Origin of the sequence: Aeromicrobium panaciterrae (genome assembly GCF_031457275.1) — a bacterium.
Classification (GTDB): Bacteria; Actinomycetota; Actinomycetes; order Propionibacteriales; family Nocardioidaceae; genus Aeromicrobium; species Aeromicrobium panaciterrae_A.
Genome location: NZ_JAVDWH010000001.1, coordinates 2,769,969 through 2,788,206 on the forward strand (window position 1 = coordinate 2,769,969; position 18,238 = coordinate 2,788,206).

Consider the following 18,238-nt stretch of genomic DNA (forward strand, 5'->3'; position numbering starts at 1 on the left):
GCTCCCGACGCGGTCTGCGTCACATTCATTGGCAAGTATTCCAGATACCGATAGTATCCGAAACGTGATCAAAAAGGACATCGTCATCATCGGCACCGGCTTTTCGGGCATGGGCGCCGCCATGAAGCTCCGCGACTCAGGCCGCGAGGACTTCGTCGTCCTCGAGAAGGCACATGATGTCGGAGGCACCTGGCGCGACAACACGTACCCCGGGTGCGAGTGCGACATCCCCAGCCACATGTACTCCTTCTCCTACGAGCTCAACAACGACTGGAGCAAGAGCTTCTCGGGCCAGGCAGAGATCTGGGCTTACATGCGCAAGGTCGCCGACGAGAAGGGCATCCGCCCCTACATCACGTTTGGCGTCGAGGTCACCGGCGCTTCGTGGGACGACCAGCGCAAGGTCTGGACCGTCAAGACCAACGGCGAGGACTACGAAGCACGCGTCGTGATCGCCGGCGTCGGCGGTCTTCACATCCCGAACGTTCCCGAAATCAAGGGCGCAGACTCCTTCGAGGGCCCCAAGTTCCACTCAGCTGGCTGGGACCACACCGTCGACCTCAAGGACAAGAAGGTCGTGGTCATCGGTACGGGCGCCAGCGCGATCCAGTTCATCCCGATCATCGCCCAGGAGACCGGCCACCTCACGGTCTTCCAGCGCACACCCGCCTGGGTGCTGCCCAAGAAGGACAAGCCGACCCCCGAATGGCGCAAGAAGGTCTTCGCGAAGGTTCCTGGCGCAACACGGGCCTACCGCAATGCTCTCTACTGGGCACTTGAGGCGCGCGCGATTGGCTTCAACGGCCACGTCAAGATCCTTCCGGTCGCCGAGAAGATCGTGAAGCGCTACCTCGCCAAGAAGATCCCCGACCCGGAGCTGCGCGCGAAGCTGACGCCTGACTACCGCCTCGGCTGCAAGCGCGTCCTGCAGTCCAACACGTACTACCCGACGTTCCTGCGTGACGACGTCACGCTCAACACCGACGGTGTCGCCGAGATCGTCAACGACGGCGTGATCGATGCCAACGGGGTCAAGCACGAGGCCGACATCATCATCTACGGCACCGGCTTCCACGTGATCGACGCGTTCGACTACCTCGACGTCAAGGGCAAGGACGGCGTCAACCTCGCTGACCAGTTCCGCGAGCACGGCACCGAGACGTACATGGGCATGACGATCCATGGCTTCCCGAACCTCTACTTCATGCTCGGTCCCAACACGGCGCTCGGACACAACTCAGTCGTATTCATGATCGAGCAGCAGACGAAGTACATCGTCAAGATGCTCGACGAGATGGACAAGCGCGGCGCGGTCTCTGCCAATGCGACGCTGCCGGCGCAGACCGAGTTCAACAAGGAGATCCAGAAGCTCGTCGAAAAGGGCATCTGGACTCAGGGCGGTTGCACCAGCTGGTACCTCGACAGCCACGGCAAGAACCGCACGATCTGGCCCAAGTTCACGTTCCAGTACTGGTGGGAGACTCGCAAGGTCGAAGCCAAGGACTTTGAGTGGGAGAAGGCTGCCTGATGTCTGACGCTGCCGTACGCCACGAAGGGATGCCGCCTGGTCCCGGCGGCTCGGCAGCATTCATGACCTGGCGCTTTCTGCGCGATCGCTACAAGCACATCCCGCCGATCCACGAGAAGTACGGCGACACGTTTCTCATCCAGCTGCTGCCCGGCCCGCGCAATCTCGTGGTGTTCAGCGATCCCGCTGACATCAAGGAGATCTTTGCGGCCGACCCGTCGCAGTTCCACGCCGGCGAGGGCAACGCGATCCTCAAGCCGGTCATGGGCGAGCACTCGCTTCTGCTGACCGATGACATGGAGCACACGCGCGGACGCAGGCTGCTGATGCCGGCCTTCACCGGCCCGTCCATGCGTGCCTACCAACCACTGGTCGAGGCAATCGCCAAGGTTGAGATCGACTCGTGGAACGACGGCGACAAGCTGATCACCCTCGACCGCATGAACGCCATCACCCTGGACGTCATCCTGCAGGTTGTCTTCGGCGTGACCGACGAGGAACGCCTTTCCGTGCTGCGCCCCAAGGTCAATAAGATGGTCAACATCGAGGCCAAGATGCTGCTGGCCTGGTCGTACCCGAAGCTCTTCGCCCTCCCGCCGTGGCGCGGCTACTTCAAGAACCAGCAAGAGGTCGACAAGCTCCTGTTTGCCGAGATCGCCGAGCGCAGGGCTGCCAGCGACCTGGACGGGCGCGACGACGTCCTTTCACGACTGCTTCGGGTCGGAGACACCGAAGGCGAAGAACCGCTCAGCGACATCGAGATGCGTGACCAGCTGGTCACCCTGCTGCTCGCCGGTCACGAGACGACAGCATCAGCACTCTCGTGGACGCTGCACGAGCTGGGCCGCAATCCCGAAATTCAGGCCAAGGCGCTCGCCGCCGCCGACAACGGAGACGACGCGTACCTTGAGGCCTGCCTCAAGGAAGGTATGCGCCTTCATCCGATCATCGATTTCGTCGCTCGTACGTTGCAGAGCGATCAGGTCGTGGGCGGATGGGCGTTACCTCGCGGCACCACAGTCACGCCGTCGATCATGCTGTCGCACAGTCGCGAGGAGAACTTCGCCGACGCACACCTGTACGACCCCGAGCGATTCATGGTCGGCAAGGTCCCCGCCAACACCTGGATTCCGTTCGGCGGAGGCGTACGCCGTTGCATCGGCGCCGCGTTCTCGCTGATGGAGGGCACTGTCGTACTCCGCGAGGTGCTCCAGCGCTACTCGGTCGAGGCACCCAAGGTCGCGCCCAACAAGCTGCGCAACATCACGAACGTCCCGGGCGACAAGGCACCCGTCAAGCTGACCGCGCGCGTTTCCTGAACACGAGTCCGCACAGCAAACCGATTGGTACGCCAAGAGCCCATCCGGCAAACACGTCGGTCGCCCAGTGCGCACCGAGGTAGACCATCGATACGGCGATCAATAGTTGAACCACCACGAACCCTGTCGCTGCCAGGACGAGAGCGCGGCGAGGCCTCCACTCGACCACGATCAGAACTGCGATCGACACCGCCATCAAGAAGCAGGCGTGGCTGGACGGCATCGCATAGCCACCCACCTGGACCAGAGCGTCAGGGTAGGTCGGCCGAGGGCGCTCGATGATCTCCTTCAGCTGGCCGGAGACGAGCCCGCCGAGGTAACTTGCGAGTCCGACAGCCAGACCAACGCGCCACGCGCGTCGGTAGACGACTACGACGAGACCGATGAGACCGACCGCCATCCAGAACCCGGAAGCCTCACTCACATCCATCAACGCCTTCGAGAACGAGGTCAGGGCATCCACCTGATGACCATCGATCCAGCGCAGGAGCCGTTCGTCGAAGGAGTCGCTGCGCATGCCACAACCGTATGCGAGACACCTAAGCGTGCGCTTAGTGCTGAGGTAGTGTCGCGGCCATGAAAGCTGTGCAGATCACCACGCTCGACGGCCCGTCCGCACTTGAGGTCAACAACCTCCCCAGTCCTGAGGCCGGCGATGACCAGGTCCTGATTCGCGTACGCGCGGCCGGTGTCGCCTTCCCCGAGGTGCTCCAGAGCCGAGGCCTCTACCAAATGAAGCCCGATCTCCCGTTCACTCCGGGAGCGGAGATCTCCGGCGAGATCATCAGCGCGCCCGAAGGCTCGGGCTTCTCCCCCGGCGACCGAGTGGCCTCTCTGTGCATCCTTGGTGGCTTCGCCGAAGAGGCCGTGGCGCCACTCGAGACGACGTTCAAGCTTCCTGACGGCCTGTCGTACGAACAGGGCGCGTCAATCATCTTCAACTACGGGACGGCGTACTTCGCACTTGTCGAGCGCGGGCAGTTGCAGGCTGGCGAGTCTGTGCTGGTTCAGGGCGCGGCTGGCGGCGTCGGCACGGCGGCGATTCAGATCGCCAAGGCATTCGGCGCGGGTCGAGTGATCGCCGTGACGTCGACCCCCGAGAAGGGTGCGGTCGCACTTGAGGCCGGTGCTGACGAGTTCGTTCTGGCCGACGGATTCAAGGACGCGGTCAAGGCTCAGGGTGGAGTCGACATCGTCGTCGACCCCGTTGGCGGCGACCGGTTCACCGATTCCCTGCGCAGCCTCAAGGACGACGGCCGTCTGCTGGTCATCGGCTTCACCGCTGGAGAGATCCCGACGGTGAAGGTCAATCGACTGCTGCTCAACAACGTGTCGGTGGTCGGCGTGGGTTGGGGCGCGTACGTGTTCAGCCGTCCCGGTCACATCGCCAAGGAGTGGGCCGCGATGCTGCCCCACCTCGAAAGCGGTGCCATCCAACCGGTCGTCGGCCCGACGTTCTCGCTCGAGGACGCCTCGCAGGCGCTACTTACGCTCGACGAGCGCCGGGCTATCGGCAAGGTCCTCATCGTTCCCTGACGATTTCCGTACGACCGGTCAGAAACCTGCGTAATCTGGGCGAAAATCACGGCCAGTTAGGGCTCGCACATGAAGATTTCGCCGGTTGCCTTCCGCCTCACCGCCATCGTGACGGCCATTGTCTTGGTCACGTCGGCACCAGCTCTCGCCGCCAGCAAACCCTCTGCTCCGCGGTCACCCAGCGCCACGGCAGGTGACACCAACGTCACCCTCCGTTGGACCAAACCGTCGACCAGCGGCGGCAAGGCAATCGACCACTACGCGGTCCAGCAGTACTACAGCAGCGCGTGGCACACGGTGAAGACCACAGGGTCCACCGCTCGCTCGTGGGTACACACCGGTCTGACCAACGGCTTGCAATACACGTATCGGATCAAAGCTCACAACCGCATCGGATGGAGCCCTGCGAGCACGACGGTCCTGGCGACCCCGCGAACCACTCCGACCGCGCCTCGATTCGTCAGCCTCGCCGTAGGCGACTCCTCGGCGACGTTGAAGTGGCAGGCTCCAAGTTCGAGCGGAGGCGCTTCGATCGACAACTACTTCGTCGAATGGTCGACGGATGGCGCTACGTTCGGCGTAGGCATCTCGGTGACAGAGCTGGAGGCTGTCGTCACCGGACTCACCCCGGGCACGAGGTACTGGTTCCGAGTTCGTGCGCACAACGCAGCCGGCTACGGGACTTCAACTGGGGTCGGCCACCTGGACGCACTGACAGTCCCTGGCGACCCAGGACTGGTTGGCATCAACACCAGCGAAGAGCCTGAACAGGGCTCACTGTTCCTGAACTGGGGATGGTCGGCAGGTCCTGGCGCCCCACTTGACCGGTTCCAGGTTCAATACTCCACCGAAGAGGACTTCGACTCCGACTACCTCTGGTACGGACCCTCCACGGAGACGACCGAGGTCAAGCTCAGCGACCTGGAGATCGGAACGCAGTACTGGGTTCGCGTACGTGCCATAAACGAGATCGGCTGGAGCGCTTGGGCGATCGGCGGACCGTTTGTTCCACCGCCAGGCACGCCGTCGGTGCCGCTCTCACTCACCGCCGTTCCGACCATGTCCGGCGGGGGCGCCGCCTGGGTAGCGCCCGCGTCAGACGGAGGCGCTCCGATCGACAGGTACGAGCTGGAGATACGGCCAAACGGGCTAGGGACGTCGCAGGACCTGGTCACCTCCAACACCTCGCGGCTATTCGCCGCGAACGAAGGCGAGAGCTACCTCATACGCGTTCGCGCTTGCCACATTGCCTGGACCTGCGGACCCTGGACCAACGCGACCCCGTTCTACAAGCCCTATTCGTAAGGTTCGCGATTGACATACATACATACCGTATGTATGTTGCAGCAATGACCTCCACTCCCCGACCCCAGACCTTGGGCGCCGTCCACGAGATCGATCTCGGCTCGGGCACGGTGCGCTACTTCGAAGACGGACCAGCGGACGGACCCGTCGTGGTGTTCGTCCACGGACTTCTCGTCAACGCCGACCTCTGGCGCAAAGTTGTCCCGACCGCGGTTGCAGACGGACTGCACACGTACACCGTCGACTGGCCTCTCGGCTCGCACTCGATCCCGGTTCCGGGCGTCGAGTTGACGCCGCCCGGTGTTGCCGACCTGATCGCGACTTTCCTCGAGAAGCTCGACCTGAAGGACGTCACCGTGGTCGCGAACGACACCGGCGGTGCGATCACCCAGATCCTGATGACCCGTCACCCCGAGCGCATCGGCAGAGTCGTGCTCGCCTCCTGCGACGCGTTCGAGCGGTTCTTCCCACCAGCCTTCGCCTTCCTGCCTGTGCTGGCGAAGGCGCCCGGGTCAATGGCTGCGTTGACTCAGATCGTCCGTCCCAAGCTGATGCAGCGCCTGCCGATCACATTTGGCTGGGTGTCGAAGCGACCGGTCCCTCCAGAGACTGTTGCGTCCTACCTCGGCCCCAGTCGTCACAACAGAGCCATCCGGAAGGACCTCGCCCGGTTCCTCAAGACGGTGAACAAGCGGCACACGCTCGCGGCCGCAGAGAAGCTGCCCGCGTTCGACAAGCCTGTGTTGCTGGCCTGGGCCACCGAGGAGAAGTTGTTCCCGTTGTCCCTTGCCACGCGGCTGGCCGAGAAACTACCCAACGCGAAGATCGTGGAGATCGCCGACTCGTACACCTTCATCCCCGAAGACCAGCCGGCTGAGCTTGCCGCGCACGTCGTCGAGTTCGTGACCCGCGTTGGCGCCTAGTCAGGAGGACCGGCGGCTCGCAACTCAGACCGCGCTGCTCGAAGCAGCGCGACCCCTGTTCGCCGAGCGCGGGTTCGCGGCGGTCTCCGCCGACGAGATCGTACGAGCTGCCGGCGTCACCCGCGGAGCGCTGCATCACCACTACGGCGACAAGCGCGGGCTGTTTCGCGCAGTGTTCGAGCAGGTCGAGCTGGGCCTCACTCAGGAGCTTGCTGACCTCGTCGCTGATGGCGGCGATGACGACCTGCTCCCCCGGGCCCTGTCCGCGTTCCTCGATATCTGCGAGCGGGACGAGGTCCGGCGAATCGCGCTGACCGATGCCCCTGCGGTGCTCGGCTGGCAGACCTGGCGCGAGCTCGAGGCGCAGTACGGTCTTGGACTCCTCATCGCTCTACTCTCGGCGTCCCCCGCCGTCGACGATTCACGCCCGGCGCCGCTGCTCGCCCAGCTCGTACTCAGTGCCGTCGTCGAAGGCGCCCTGCTGATCGCCCACTCTGACGACCCGATCGCCACCCGCGCCCAGGTCGAGTCCTCACTCACCGCCCTGTTCGGCGACCTCATCCCACCGTCCGGCTAGCCCGCCTCGGGCTCTGGCCAGATGAAGCGGGGGCCGCGACCCATCTGGACATCTCCATACTCAATGCCGCGGTCCGACGGAATCGAATAGGGAATGACAATCTCCATCGCCAAGTCGCCTCGATGCTCGAGAGTCATGCGAATCGCGTCTCCGCCGTCAAGCACGCTGACATCGGCAACGATGGCAACGGCCCTCAGCTCGTCCCGCTTCTCGGACAGACCCGTGAGGAATCCGCGAATCGACTCATTTCCATCAAGACCGTCATTATCGACGACTAGCGCGACTTCTCCGTCCATCAGCATCGCGAGGCCGAAAGGGTCGAACGAGTTTGTCTCTTCCAGCCCAATCGTCGCTTGCTCTCTCGCGATCTCCTGAAGAGTCATCAAGTCTTCTGACGGGTCCATGGAATCGACACTACTGACGACGGCGAACAGCCCGCTGCAATATCGCTGCTTCGCCTAGGCTGCAGAAATGCCAGATTTCACCGGGTTCTCGGCTGCTGCACTCGACTTCTATGACGACCTCGAGATGGACAACACCAAGACGTTCTGGGAGGCGCACCGCCAGACGTACGACACCGAGGTCGCGGCTCCGATGAAGGCGCTGATGGCGGAGCTGACCGACGAGTTCGGCGAGCCGAAGGTGTTCCGGCCGTACCGCGACGTTCGATTCGCGAAGGACAAGACGCCGTACAAGACGGCCCAAGGTGCGTTCGTCGCGGCGGGGCCGTCGACAGGTTGGTACGTGCAGGTTGGCGCTCCCGGAGTCAGGGTCGGCGCGGGCTTCTACGAGGCATCGACAGCGCGCCTCGCGAGCGTGCGCGAGGCAATCGTCCACGACCGGCATGGGCCAGAACTTGAGGCCATCCTCGCGAAGGCACAGTCAGCCGGTTGGGAGCTGGGCGGCGACAGGCTGAAGACCTCGCCTCGCGGCTACGACGCCGAACACCCGCGCATCGAGCTGCTGCGGCACAAGTCGATGACGCTCGGGAAGAACTATGGCTTCGAGCCGTTCATCCACACGCCAGAGCTGCTCGACCGCGTCCGCGCCGACTGGCGCGAGACCCAGCCGCTGATCGACTGGGTCCTCGCGCACGCCAAGGGCTAGAGGTTGACCTGTTGCATTCCGGCTTCGGGGTAGCGCTCACCGGCGGCGACGCCGACTGGCGCAGCCTCCTCGAGCGCAGCCAGGTCGTCGTCGGTCAGCACGACGTCGACCGCAGCGACGTTCTCCTCGAGGTACGTACGGCGCTTGGTGCCGGGGATCGTCACCACGCCTTCCTGATGCAGAACCCAGGCCAATGCGAGCTGTCCCGGCGTCACACCCTTGGCGCCGGCCAATGCGCGCACCTTGTCGACCACCGTGAGGTTGGCCGTCAGGTTGTCGCTCGCGAACCGTGGGCTGAAGCGCCTGAAATCGTCCGCATCAAGCTCGTCGGCCGACGCGATTGCACCGGTGAGAACGCCACGGCCCAGAGGTGAGTAGGCAACGAACTCGATGCCGAGCTCACGCGTCGTGTCGAGAACGCCATTGACCTCAGGGCTGCGCTCGAACAGCGAGTACTCGGTCTGCACAGCAGTGATCGGGTGCACGGCATGTGCCTTGCGAATCGTTTCGGGTGCCGCCTCGGACAGGCCGAGGTAGCGGACCTTGCCTTCCTTGACGAACTCCGCCATCGCGTCAACGGTCTCCTCGATCGGAGTGTTGGGGTCGACGCGGTGCAGGTAGTAGAGGTCGATCGTCTCCATGTTCAGGTTGCGCAGTGAGCGCTCGAGCGCCTTTCGGGCGTACGCAGCACCACCGTTTGGCGGGCCAACCGTGCCGTCGTCGTCCACCTCGCGGGAGAACTTCGTGGCAAGTGCGTACTCGTCGCGGCGGCTTCCGATGGCTCGTCCGATGAGCTGCTCATTGAGGAAGGGACCGTAGATCTCGGCGGTGTCAATCATCGAAACGCCGAGGTCCAGTGCCCGATTGAGCGTCGCGGTCGACTCCTCGTCGTCGCGGGCGCCGTAGAACGCCGACATCCCCATCGCGCCGAGTCCTTCGACACTTGCATCCAGACCCTGGGTTCCCCATGGTGTGCTCTTCACTTGTTCATCACCTTCACTGTTTTTGAATTGGATCTGGCGTAGAAATCGATCTTGCGATCAATGGCCTCGAGGTGCGTCTGCACCTCGCGGAGTTGTTCACGTACGTGTTCGCGGTGCGATTCGAGAATCGCCAGCCGGTCGGGCTCGCTGCCCTCGATCCGGTAGAGATCGACGAAGCGGCGGATGTCGCGAATCGGCATCCCGGTCTTGCGCAGCATCACGAGCGTGCCGAGCCAACGAACGTCGCTCTCGGCATACCGGCGCTGCCCCGACGACGAGCGCTCCGGCGGCTGGAGGGTGAGCCCCTCCTTCTCGTAATAGCGGAGTGTGTCGACGGTCAGACCGCTCGCCTCGGCGGCGGCGCTAATCGTCAATCCCTCTGCGGGAATCTCGGTCACGGTCATGACTTCAGCATTCACCCTGGAGTGCACTCCAGGTCAACTCGCGGATGCCCGATCCTTCCCAAATGTGACGTAGGCCACTACGTTCGGTCCGGGCGGGAGACCCAACCAGGAGGCAATACATGTCGGTGGTCACCCGAGCCCGCACCTTCGCGGGCGCGCTCACGCTCTCACTAGTCGGAATGACATTCGTCTCGACGCCCGCACATGCGGACGGCCCCGGTGTCGGTACGCCGTGGGTGGCGTCAGTCGGCGATTCCTACATCTCCGGTGAGGCCGGACGTTGGGCTGGCTCCTCCAACAGCAACTCGGCGGCGGCCGATGCGTTGGGCGGAACCGCGTACTTCGACAATGCGGCGAACAATGCCGAGACGATCGAACGATGCCACCGAAGCAAGAGCGCAGAGATCAAGATCGGCGGCGGAATCAGCAGCGTCAACCTCGCATGCTCCGGTGCCAAGACGGCAACTGACGCGGGCGGTTCGTACTTCAAGCCGGGTCTCGACTTCTATGACAACGGCGCCGGCAACATCGGCCAGGCCAAGGCACTTCAGCAGTTCGCCACGACCCACAACGTCAAGATGGTCGCGGTCTCGATCGGCGGCAACGACTTCAACTTCGCGAGCGTCGTCCAGTCCTGCGTGGTCGACTTCCTCGGCTCACCGACCTGGTGGAAGGACTACTGCCAGGACGACAGCAGCGTCACGGCCAACTTCACCAGCTCGAATGTCACAGCCGTGAAGACCCGCATCTCCAACGCATTCATCAACATCCGCACGGCCATGCGCAACGCCGGCTACGCCGACAGTTCGTGGACGCTGCTGGTCCAGAACTACCCGTCGCCCGTGCCCAACGGTTCGGCATTCCGCTACGGCGAGAGCGGCTACTCCCGACAGAACACCGGCGGCTGCGGGTTCTGGAACAGCGACGCCAACTGGGCCAACGCCAGCGCGCTCCCGACCATCAACAACACGGTGGCAGGCGCCATCACCCAGTCCGGCCTGACAAACACCAAGTCGCTCAACCTGTCGCCCGCGTTCAACGGTCGTCGCCTGTGCGAGAACACGGTGGGACTGTACGAAGAGGTCGGCCTGAGCTCGTGGACCCAGTCGACGGCAGTCGACCGGACCGAGTGGGTCAACCAGATCCGTACCGTCACGACAGCCGGCAGCAGCCCGTACTACATCCAGGAATCGCTGCACCCGAACTACTGGGGTCAGATGGCGGTCCGCTCGTGCGTACGCCAGGCCTACAACGGCGGCGCACCCAAGGGCGGCACCTGCACCCGCAGCGCCAATGGGCTCAACGCATCGGGTGAGCCCAACATGTCGCTGAACTAACGACTGGGGTCGTCGCCGACCTGGACGAGCAGCTTGCCGAAGTTCTTACCGGTGAGCAGCCCAAAGAATGCCTCGGGAGCATTCTCCAGGCCGGCGACGATGTCCTCCCGATGCCGCAGCTCGCCTGAAGCGATCCAGCCGGCGGCATCGTTCTGGAAGTCCTTGTAGTGCGCCTTCACGAACTCGTCCTGAATGAACCCACGCATCGTGATGCTCTTCGTGAGGATCGAGGTCATCAGGTACGGCGAGCGATCAGGACCTGCCGGAAGTTCGGTGGCGTTGTAGCTGGCGACAAGTCCGCAGACCGGCACCCGCGCGTACGTGTTGAGACGCGGGAGCACCGCGTCCCAGACGTGACCACCGACGTTCTCGAAGTACACGTCGATGCCATCCGGAACGGCCGCCTTGAGGTCAGCCTTGAACGTCGGCGAGCGGTGATCCAGCGCGACATCGAAACCGAGCTCAGTGAGCCAGGCGACTTTCTCAGCTCCACCTGCGATACCAACCGCGCGGGCACCCTTGATCTTCGCGATCTGGCCAACGGCTGATCCGACTGGACCAGCTGCCGCCGCAACCACAACGGTCTCACCGGGCTGCGGCTTGCCGATCTGCAGCAACCCCGCGTATGCCGTGAAGCCCGGCATACCGAGCACGCCCACGGCTGTGGAGATGGGCGCGTGAGCGGGATCGAGCTTGCGTACGTACTTCGCCGGCAGCACCGCGTACGCCTGCCAGCCGTGATACGAGAGCACGAAGTCGCCAGGACTCAGCGACGGGTCGTTCGACTCGACCACCTCGGCGACAGTGCCGCCTTGCATGACCTCGCCCAGCGGCTGCGGCGCCGCATACGATTTCGCGTCGTTCATGCGGCCGCGCATGTAGGGATCGAGCGACAGATAGATCGTGCGGAGCAGCACCTCCCCGTCACCGGGGGTCGGAACCGGTGCGGTCTCGATGCTGAAGTTGTCGTGGGTCGGCTCTCCGACGGGGCGGGAAGCGAGCAGGATGCGGGTGTTGTCGGTCACGGCTCGGACCCTACCCGCTGCGGCATACTCACCGTCATGTCGAATACCAAGTTCTGGCGCTCCGTCGAGGTGCTGCATGACGTCGTCTACTTCGCTCCTGACACCAAGGAGCGGTACGAGGTCCTTGGGCTCAAGGGCTACTGGATGGGCTACTTCGCCTCTCGCTCCGCCGCGCTGGGCACGGCCTCGCCAGAGTTGGTCATCGCGACGTTCCACGGCTTCGCTCCCAAGATGGTGCACCGAGCACTCCCCGACGCGTGGTCGCTCGCCTCACGCGAGGAGATCCTCCAGGCGCGACTCGACTTGGCTCGCGATGCGCTGGCTCCCGGCATCGGAGCCGCCGATGCTGACGCGGGGAAGGTCGCCAAGGACCTTGCGGCGATCGTCGACGGACTCGACTTCGCCGGCAAGCCGCTGGGTGCAGCTCACGCCTCACTCCCCCGACCCACAGACGACATCGGCCTGCTGTGGTGGGCCGCGTCCGTGATCCGCGAATACCGCGGCGACTGCCACCTCGCCGTCCTCGGCGCTGCCGGCCTCAACGGCACCTCCGCCAACACCCTCGCCGTTGCCGCTGGGCTCGCCGTTGGCGAGCAGCGCAACATGCGCGGCTGGACCGAGGACGAGTGGGCGGCTGGGTATGCCGAGCTCGCTGGCCGTGGCTGGGTCAACGCCGACGGAACGATCACCGATTCAGGCGCCTCCGCTCGTCAGCAGATCGAAGACGCAACCGACCGCGTATGCGCGGCGGGCATGGACAAGGAAGCGACAGGTCGCGCGATCACCGTCGAAGACGGTGTACGCACGCTGGCCCGCGGCGTGCTCAAGTCTGGCGCCATCGCGTTCCCCAACCCGACCGGCTCCAAGCCTCCGGAGTAGCCACATGGCGAGCTCATCCCCCGCGATCGAGATCGAAGTCGACGACAAGGTCGTACGGGTCACCAACCCCGACCGCGTCTACTTCCCCGAGCACGGGTGGACCAAGCTCGACCTGATCGACTACTACCTCGCCGTCGGCGACGGCATCGTCAATGCGTTGTACGAGCGACCATGCATGCTGCACCGGTTCCCCAAGGGGCTGGCCGGCGACAAGGTGCATCAGAAGAAGGTGCCGCCTGGCGCACCTCCGTGGCTCGAGACCGTGCCGATCCACTTCCCGCGCTACAACCGGATCGTCCACGAGGTCTGCGTGACCGAGCTGGCGACCGTGATTTGGGCGGTGCAGATGTCGACCGTCGAGTTCCACCCCTGGAACAGCCGCCGTGCCGACACCGAGAAGCCCGACGAGTGGCGCATCGATCTCGATCCAGGACCCGAGTGTGATTTCGAGACCGTACGCAGGGTCGCCCACGTCTCCCATGAGGTACTCGACGAGCTTGGCGCAATCGGGTTCCCGAAGACGTCAGGCGGATCGGGACTGCACATCTACGTACGGATCCCGCCAGACCACGGATTCGCCGACGTACGTCGCGCTGCCCTCGCCTTCGCGCGCGAGGTCGAGCGGCGCGCGCCGGATGATGTGACCACCACGTGGTGGCGCAAGGACCGAGACCCGGCGCAGCTGTTCGTGGACTACAACCAGAACGCCCGAGACCACACGATCGCCGCCGCCTACTCCGTACGCGGGTTCGCTGACGGCCGAGTGTCGACGCCGATCCGCTGGGACGAGATCGATGACGTCGACCCGCACGACTTCACGATCGCCACGGTTCCTGATCGCTACGCCAAGCTCGGCGATCTCCACGAAGGCATCGACGACGCCGTGTTCGACATAGCGCCACTTCTCGAGTGGGCGGACCGCGACGAACGCGACGGCGTCGAAGCTCCGGCTGAACCCGAGAGCGACTAGCGACGCAGCAGGTAGGCGTCCATGACCCATCCGGCGGCAAGCTTCACCGCGTCGCGGGACTCATTGAGCTCGCCCAGAACGTCGCCGATGCGTCCGGCAACCAGCGCCTCATGCTCGGTACCGAGATTGGCGCCCCACCAGATCTGCCAGTCCTCAAGCCCGTCGAGATCGAGACGTGCGCTCAGCATCACCAGGATGTTGTCTGCGCCCGCATCAACGGCCTCGCGCAGCTTGCGGCCAGTCGTGACGAGGATCGGCTGGCCGATCTCGTGGAGCACGATGCGGTGACGCGCGGCGAGCAACTGAAGACTTGAGATGCCGGGAATGACATCCCATTCCGCCTCGACCTGACCGCGAGCGAGAATGCGCTCGACGATGCGGATCGTCGAGTCGTAGAACGCAGGGTCACCCCATACGAGGAACCCGACGTCGCCGGGGTGATCGAGAATCACCCGCTCGTACGCCTCGGCACGCGCTTCGTGCCAGTCAGTGACTGCGCCCTGATAGTCGGCCGGATCCGCTCGGTCGCGCTCGGGATCGCGTACGGCGATCACCTTGGCGTCCGGGACGTGCCGCGCCAGCAACGCCTGTCGAGCGGCGAGCAGCTGATCGTCGTCGGCCTTTTCGGCCACGACGAAGTACGCCACCGAGTGCATGGCAGCTATCGCTTCAAGCGTCACCTGGTCCGGGTCCCCCGGACCGATGCCGATGACGCGGATGCGTCGCATCAGGCCTTGTCCTCGAGATCGCCCTCGATGTCGAGGTAGACCTGCTGCATCGCGGCGAGCACGTCAGGATCTGGATCGGCCCAGAGATCGCGCTCGGCCGCCTCGTTGAGCCGCTCGATGATCCCGCGCAGCGCCCAGGGGTTCGACTTCTTCATGAACTCCTGGTTGACCTCGTCGAGCACGTACTCCTTGGCGAGGGTCTCGTACATCCAGTCGTGGACGACGCCGGTCGTCGCGTCGAAGCCGTAGAGGTAGTCGACGGTTGCGGCGAGCTCGAACGCGCCCTTGTAGCCATGGCGCTGCATCGCACCGATCCAGCGCGGGTTGACGACGCGGGCGCGGAACACCCGAGTCGTCTCTTCCTGCAGGGTCCGCGTACGTACGGCATCGGGTGTCGTCGAGTCGCCGACGTACGCCTTGGGGTCCGAACCGGTCAGCGCACGGACGGTCGCGATCATGCCGCCGTGGTACTGGAAGTAGTCGTCAGAGTCGGCGATGTCGTGCTCGCGGGTATCGATGTTCTTCGCGGCGACCTGGATACGCCGATAATTGGCGCGCATGTCATCGGCCGCCGGCGCACCGTCGAGGTCGCGTCCGTACGCGAAGCCGCCCCACGCGGTGTAGACCTCGGCGAGGTCCTTGTCATCGCGCCAGTTGCCTGCCTCGATGACCTGCAGGATGCCCGCGCCGTACGAGCCCGGCTTCGACCCGAAGATGCGGGTCGTCGCACGCCGCCAGTCGCGGTGGTCGTTCATCTCGTCCTGAGCGTGGGCACGTACGTAGTTCTTGTCGTCCTGCTCGTCGAGACCCGCGACCTGACCGATGGCGTCGTCGAGGATGCCGATGACATGCGGGAACGCGTCGCGGAAGAAGCCCGAGATGCGTACCGTCACGTCGATGCGCGGACGGCCCAGTTCCTCAAGCGGAACGACGCGCAGGCCGTTGACCCGGCGCGAGGCGGGATCCCATTCCGGCTCGACGCCGATCAGCGCGAGGACCTCGGCGATGTCGTCGCCGGACGTACGCATTGCTGACGTTCCCCAAACGGAGATGCCGACCGAGCGCGGGTACTCACCGGTGTCGGCGAGGTGGCGCTCGATCAACGAGTCAGCCATGGCGCGGCCGGTCTCCCAGGCGAGGCGAGAGGGAACAGCCTTGGGATCGACGGTGTAGAAATTGCGTCCAGTGGGGAGCACGTTGACGAGCCCACGCAGTGGCGAGCCCGACGGGCCAGCCGGGATGAAGCCGCCCTCGAGCGCATGCAAAACGTGGTCGAGCTCATCGGTGGTCTTGGCCAGTCGCGGCACAACTTCGGTGGCGGCGAACTCGAGAACGCGAACGACCTCGGGCGCATCCGTCAGGGTGCGGGCTGTCGCCACATCCCAGTCGGCGTCTTCCATGCCCTGAATCAGCGCCTTGGCCTGTTCCTCGATCTTGTCGATCGCGGCCGTCGCCTCACCATCTTTGAGGCCGAGCGCAGCGCGCAGTCCGGGGACCGCACCGGTCTCGCCGCCCCAGATCTGGCTTGCCCGCAGGATTGAGAGCACGAGATTGACCCGTGCTTCACCGACCGGTGCCTGACCGAGAACGTGCAGGCCATCGCGAATCTGCGCGTCCTTGATCTCGCACAGCCAACCGTCGACATTGAAGATGAAGTCGTCGAAGTCGTCCTCGTCCGGGATGTCATCGAGACCGAGGTCGCGATGCATCTCCGCGGCCCGCATGTGGGTCCAGATCTGCGAGCGGATCGCCGGGAGCTTGGCCGGATCCATCGCCGCGATGTTGGCGTACTCGTCGAGCAGCTGCTCGAGCTTGGCGATGTCGCCGTACGACTCGGCACGCGCCATCGGCGGGATCAGGTGGTCAACGATCGTGGCGTGCGCACGACGCTTGGCTTGCGCGCCCTCGCCCGGATCGTTGACGAGGAACGGGTAGATCAGCGGCAGGTTGCCGATCGCGGCGTCGGTGCCACAGGCCGCTGACAGCGCGGCGTTCTTGCCGGGCAGCCACTCCATTGAGCCGTGCTTGCCGAGGTGGACGACGGCGTGAGCGCCGAATGCCTGTTCAACCCAGCGGTATGCAGCGAGGTAGTGGTGCGACGGCGCCATGTCGGGATCGTGATAGATCGCGACGGGGTTCTCGCCATACCCGCGGGGCGGCTGGATCATCAGCACGATGTTGCCGGCACGGATCGTGGCCAGCACGATCTCCTGCTGCTCGTTGACGAAGAGCTTGCCGGGCGCGGGGCCCCACGCCTCGAGCATCGCGTCCTGCAGTTCGGGGTGGAAGCCTTCGAACCAGCCCTCGTACTGCGCGGCAGGGATACGTACGTGGCTCTCGGTCAGGTGGACCTGGGTGAGCCACTCCTCGTCCTGGCCACCGGCTGCGATGAGCGCGTGGATCAGCGCATCGCCCGCTTCGGTCAGGTCTTCAAGCTCCAGGCCCGGGATTTCGCCGGGCGCACCGAGGTCGTAGCCCGCATCGCGCATCTCGCGCAGCAGGCGGATCGTCGAGACGGGGGTATCGAGGCCAACGGCGTTGCCGACACGGCTGTGCTTGGTCGGGTACGCCGAGAGCATCAGCACAATCTTGCGCTCGGACGGCGCGACGTGGCGCAAGCGCGCGTGAGCAACCGCGATACCGGCAACGCGGGCACAACGCTCGGGGTCGGCGACGTAGCGCGGCAGACCATCCTCGTCGATCTCCTTGAAGGAGAACGGCGCCGTGATGATGCGCCCGTCGAACTCAGGGATCGCGATTTGGCTGGCCGAGTCGAGCGGAGTGACGCCGTCGTCAGAAGCCGCCCAGTCCTCGCGACTCGATGTCAGGCAGAGGCCTTGCAGGATCGGGATGTCGAGGGCCTTCATCCGTTCGACGTCCCACGCTTCGTCATCGCCACCGGCGCTGACAGTTCCGGGCTTGGTACCGCCAGCTGCGAGCACCGTGACAACCAGCGCGTCGAGGGTGGCTAGCTCGGTGAACAGCGCGTCGGGGGCCGCACGCAAGGACGAACTGAAGATCGGTACGCCGTACGCCTCGCCTGTCGCGTCGATCGCGTCGGCAAGCTGGTGAGCGAAACCGCTGTTGCCCGAAGCCTCGTGGGCTCGGTAGTAGAGGACACCGATACGCGGACGATCAGTGCCTATCGATCGCTCTGCGACGCCCCATTCGGGCAACACTGCGGGCGGCTCAAAGCCGATGCCGGTCAGCAGGACGGTGTCGGACAGGAACGCGTGCAGCTGGGTGAGGTTGGCGGGGCCGCCCTCAGCGAGGTAGCGGTGCGCCTCAGCGGCGGTGCCGACGGGCACGGTCGAGTGGCTCATCAGCTCGGCATCAGGAGTCTGCTCTCCACCGAGTACGACAACCGGCGCACCTGACGCGAGCACCGCATCGAGACCATCGCGCCACGAGCTCGCCGTACCGAGGATGCGTACGACGATGAGGGCGGCTCCCTCGATCACGGGAGGAAACTCGGTGGCGACATCGAGTCGCGAGGGGTTGGCCAACACGTAGTCAGCGCCGCTCGAGCGGGCCGACAGCAAGTCAGTGTCGGACGTGGACAGCAGCGCGATGCGCGTCATGTTCCTCCTCGGGGTTCTCGCCCCGTGTGGTCGGTT

17 protein-coding genes are annotated in these 18,238 nt (G+C 64.7%); 10 read left to right on the plus strand and 7 right to left on the minus strand.

Features of this window, described 5'->3' with window-relative positions; genetic code table 11:
• Positions 1–64: 64 nt before the first annotated feature.
• Entirely contained in the window at positions 65–1,528 is a 1,464-nt protein-coding gene (locus J2X11_RS14200; RefSeq protein WP_309972171.1) for a flavin-containing monooxygenase, read from the plus strand.
• The gene (locus J2X11_RS14205) at positions 1,528–2,847 is read left to right on the plus strand and encodes a cytochrome P450 (protein ID WP_309972173.1); all 1,320 of its coding nucleotides are present in this window, start codon (positions 1,528–1,530) and stop codon (positions 2,845–2,847) included. The genes J2X11_RS14200 and J2X11_RS14205 overlap by 1 nt, the downstream gene beginning before the upstream one ends.
• Here J2X11_RS14205 and J2X11_RS14210 read toward each other — a convergent pair.
• On the minus strand, positions 2,822–3,364 hold the full coding sequence (locus J2X11_RS14210) for a phosphatase PAP2 family protein (protein WP_309972176.1): 543 nt from the start codon (positions 3,362–3,364) through the stop codon (positions 2,822–2,824). The genes J2X11_RS14205 and J2X11_RS14210 overlap by 26 nt on opposite strands.
• A 59-nt stretch (positions 3,365–3,423) precedes the next feature.
• Here J2X11_RS14210 and J2X11_RS14215 point away from each other — a divergent pair, with 59 nt between their 5' ends.
• The 4 genes from J2X11_RS14215 to J2X11_RS14230 all read left to right on the plus strand — a co-directional run bounded on the left by J2X11_RS14215 (position 3,424) and on the right by J2X11_RS14230 (position 7,188).
• On the plus strand, positions 3,424–4,383 hold the full coding sequence (locus J2X11_RS14215; protein ID WP_309972177.1) for an NADPH:quinone oxidoreductase family protein: 960 nt from the start codon (positions 3,424–3,426) through the stop codon (positions 4,381–4,383).
• 69 nt (positions 4,384–4,452) lie between these two features.
• Positions 4,453–5,688: a fibronectin type III domain-containing protein gene (locus J2X11_RS14220; protein ID WP_309972179.1), complete on the plus strand. Its 1,236-nt coding sequence runs from the start codon at positions 4,453–4,455 to the stop codon at positions 5,686–5,688.
• A gap of 44 nt (positions 5,689–5,732) precedes the next feature.
• Entirely contained in the window at positions 5,733–6,611 is an 879-nt protein-coding gene (locus tag J2X11_RS14225; protein ID WP_309972181.1) for an alpha/beta fold hydrolase, read from the plus strand.
• Positions 6,601–7,188, plus strand: coding sequence for a TetR/AcrR family transcriptional regulator (locus J2X11_RS14230; RefSeq protein WP_309972183.1), 588 nt, complete (start codon positions 6,601–6,603; stop codon positions 7,186–7,188). Before J2X11_RS14225 ends, J2X11_RS14230 begins: the two co-directional genes overlap by 11 nt.
• Here J2X11_RS14230 and J2X11_RS14235 read toward each other — a convergent pair.
• Positions 7,185–7,592 carry a hypothetical protein gene (locus J2X11_RS14235; RefSeq protein ID WP_309972185.1) on the minus strand — a complete coding sequence of 136 codons (408 nt, stop codon included), beginning with the start codon at positions 7,590–7,592 and terminating at the stop codon, positions 7,185–7,187. The two genes, J2X11_RS14230 and J2X11_RS14235, sit on opposite strands and share 4 nt — an antisense overlap.
• Before the next feature lie 67 nt (positions 7,593–7,659).
• On the opposite strand from J2X11_RS14235, the gene J2X11_RS14240 reads away from it, so the two are divergent.
• On the plus strand, positions 7,660–8,295 hold the full coding sequence (locus J2X11_RS14240) for a DUF2461 domain-containing protein (RefSeq protein ID WP_309972187.1): 636 nt from the start codon (positions 7,660–7,662) through the stop codon (positions 8,293–8,295).
• Here the strand turns inward: J2X11_RS14240 and J2X11_RS14245 are convergent.
• Both J2X11_RS14245 and J2X11_RS14250 read right to left on the minus strand, forming a co-directional pair.
• Positions 8,292–9,278, minus strand: a complete 987-nt coding sequence (locus J2X11_RS14245; protein ID WP_309972189.1) for an aldo/keto reductase — start codon at positions 9,276–9,278, stop codon at positions 8,292–8,294. The genes J2X11_RS14240 and J2X11_RS14245 overlap by 4 nt on opposite strands.
• Complete coding sequence (locus J2X11_RS14250) at positions 9,275–9,682, minus strand: MerR family transcriptional regulator (protein ID WP_309972191.1); 408 nt, start codon at positions 9,680–9,682, stop codon at positions 9,275–9,277. Before J2X11_RS14250 ends, J2X11_RS14245 begins: the two co-directional genes overlap by 4 nt.
• Before the next feature lie 119 nt (positions 9,683–9,801).
• Here J2X11_RS14250 and J2X11_RS14255 point away from each other — a divergent pair, with 119 nt between their 5' ends.
• The gene (locus tag J2X11_RS14255) at positions 9,802–11,019 is read left to right on the plus strand and encodes an SGNH/GDSL hydrolase family protein (RefSeq protein WP_309972193.1); all 1,218 of its coding nucleotides are present in this window, start codon (positions 9,802–9,804) and stop codon (positions 11,017–11,019) included.
• Here the strand turns inward: J2X11_RS14255 and J2X11_RS14260 are convergent.
• A complete protein-coding gene (locus J2X11_RS14260) occupies positions 11,016–12,044 on the minus strand; it encodes an NADP-dependent oxidoreductase (protein WP_309972195.1) in 1,029 nt (342 codons plus the stop codon). The two genes, J2X11_RS14255 and J2X11_RS14260, sit on opposite strands and share 4 nt — an antisense overlap.
• Positions 12,045–12,080: 36 nt before the next feature.
• Between J2X11_RS14260 and J2X11_RS14265 the strand changes: the two genes are divergently transcribed.
• Both J2X11_RS14265 and ligD read left to right on the plus strand, forming a co-directional pair.
• Positions 12,081–12,923: an SCO6745 family protein gene (locus J2X11_RS14265; RefSeq protein ID WP_309972196.1), complete on the plus strand. Its 843-nt coding sequence runs from the start codon at positions 12,081–12,083 to the stop codon at positions 12,921–12,923.
• Between the two features lie 4 nt (positions 12,924–12,927).
• Positions 12,928–13,893: a non-homologous end-joining DNA ligase gene (ligD, locus tag J2X11_RS14270; protein WP_309972198.1), complete on the plus strand. Its 966-nt coding sequence runs from the start codon at positions 12,928–12,930 to the stop codon at positions 13,891–13,893.
• Here the strand turns inward: ligD and cobF are convergent.
• Positions 13,890–14,621, minus strand: coding sequence for a precorrin-6A synthase (deacetylating) (gene cobF / locus J2X11_RS14275; RefSeq protein ID WP_309972200.1), 732 nt, complete (start codon positions 14,619–14,621; stop codon positions 13,890–13,892). The two genes, ligD and cobF, sit on opposite strands and share 4 nt — an antisense overlap.
• Positions 14,621–18,202, minus strand: coding sequence for a cobaltochelatase subunit CobN (gene cobN, locus J2X11_RS14280; protein ID WP_309972202.1), 3,582 nt, complete (start codon positions 18,200–18,202; stop codon positions 14,621–14,623). Before cobN ends, cobF begins: the two co-directional genes overlap by 1 nt.
• Between the last annotated feature and the right edge of the window lie 36 nt (positions 18,203–18,238).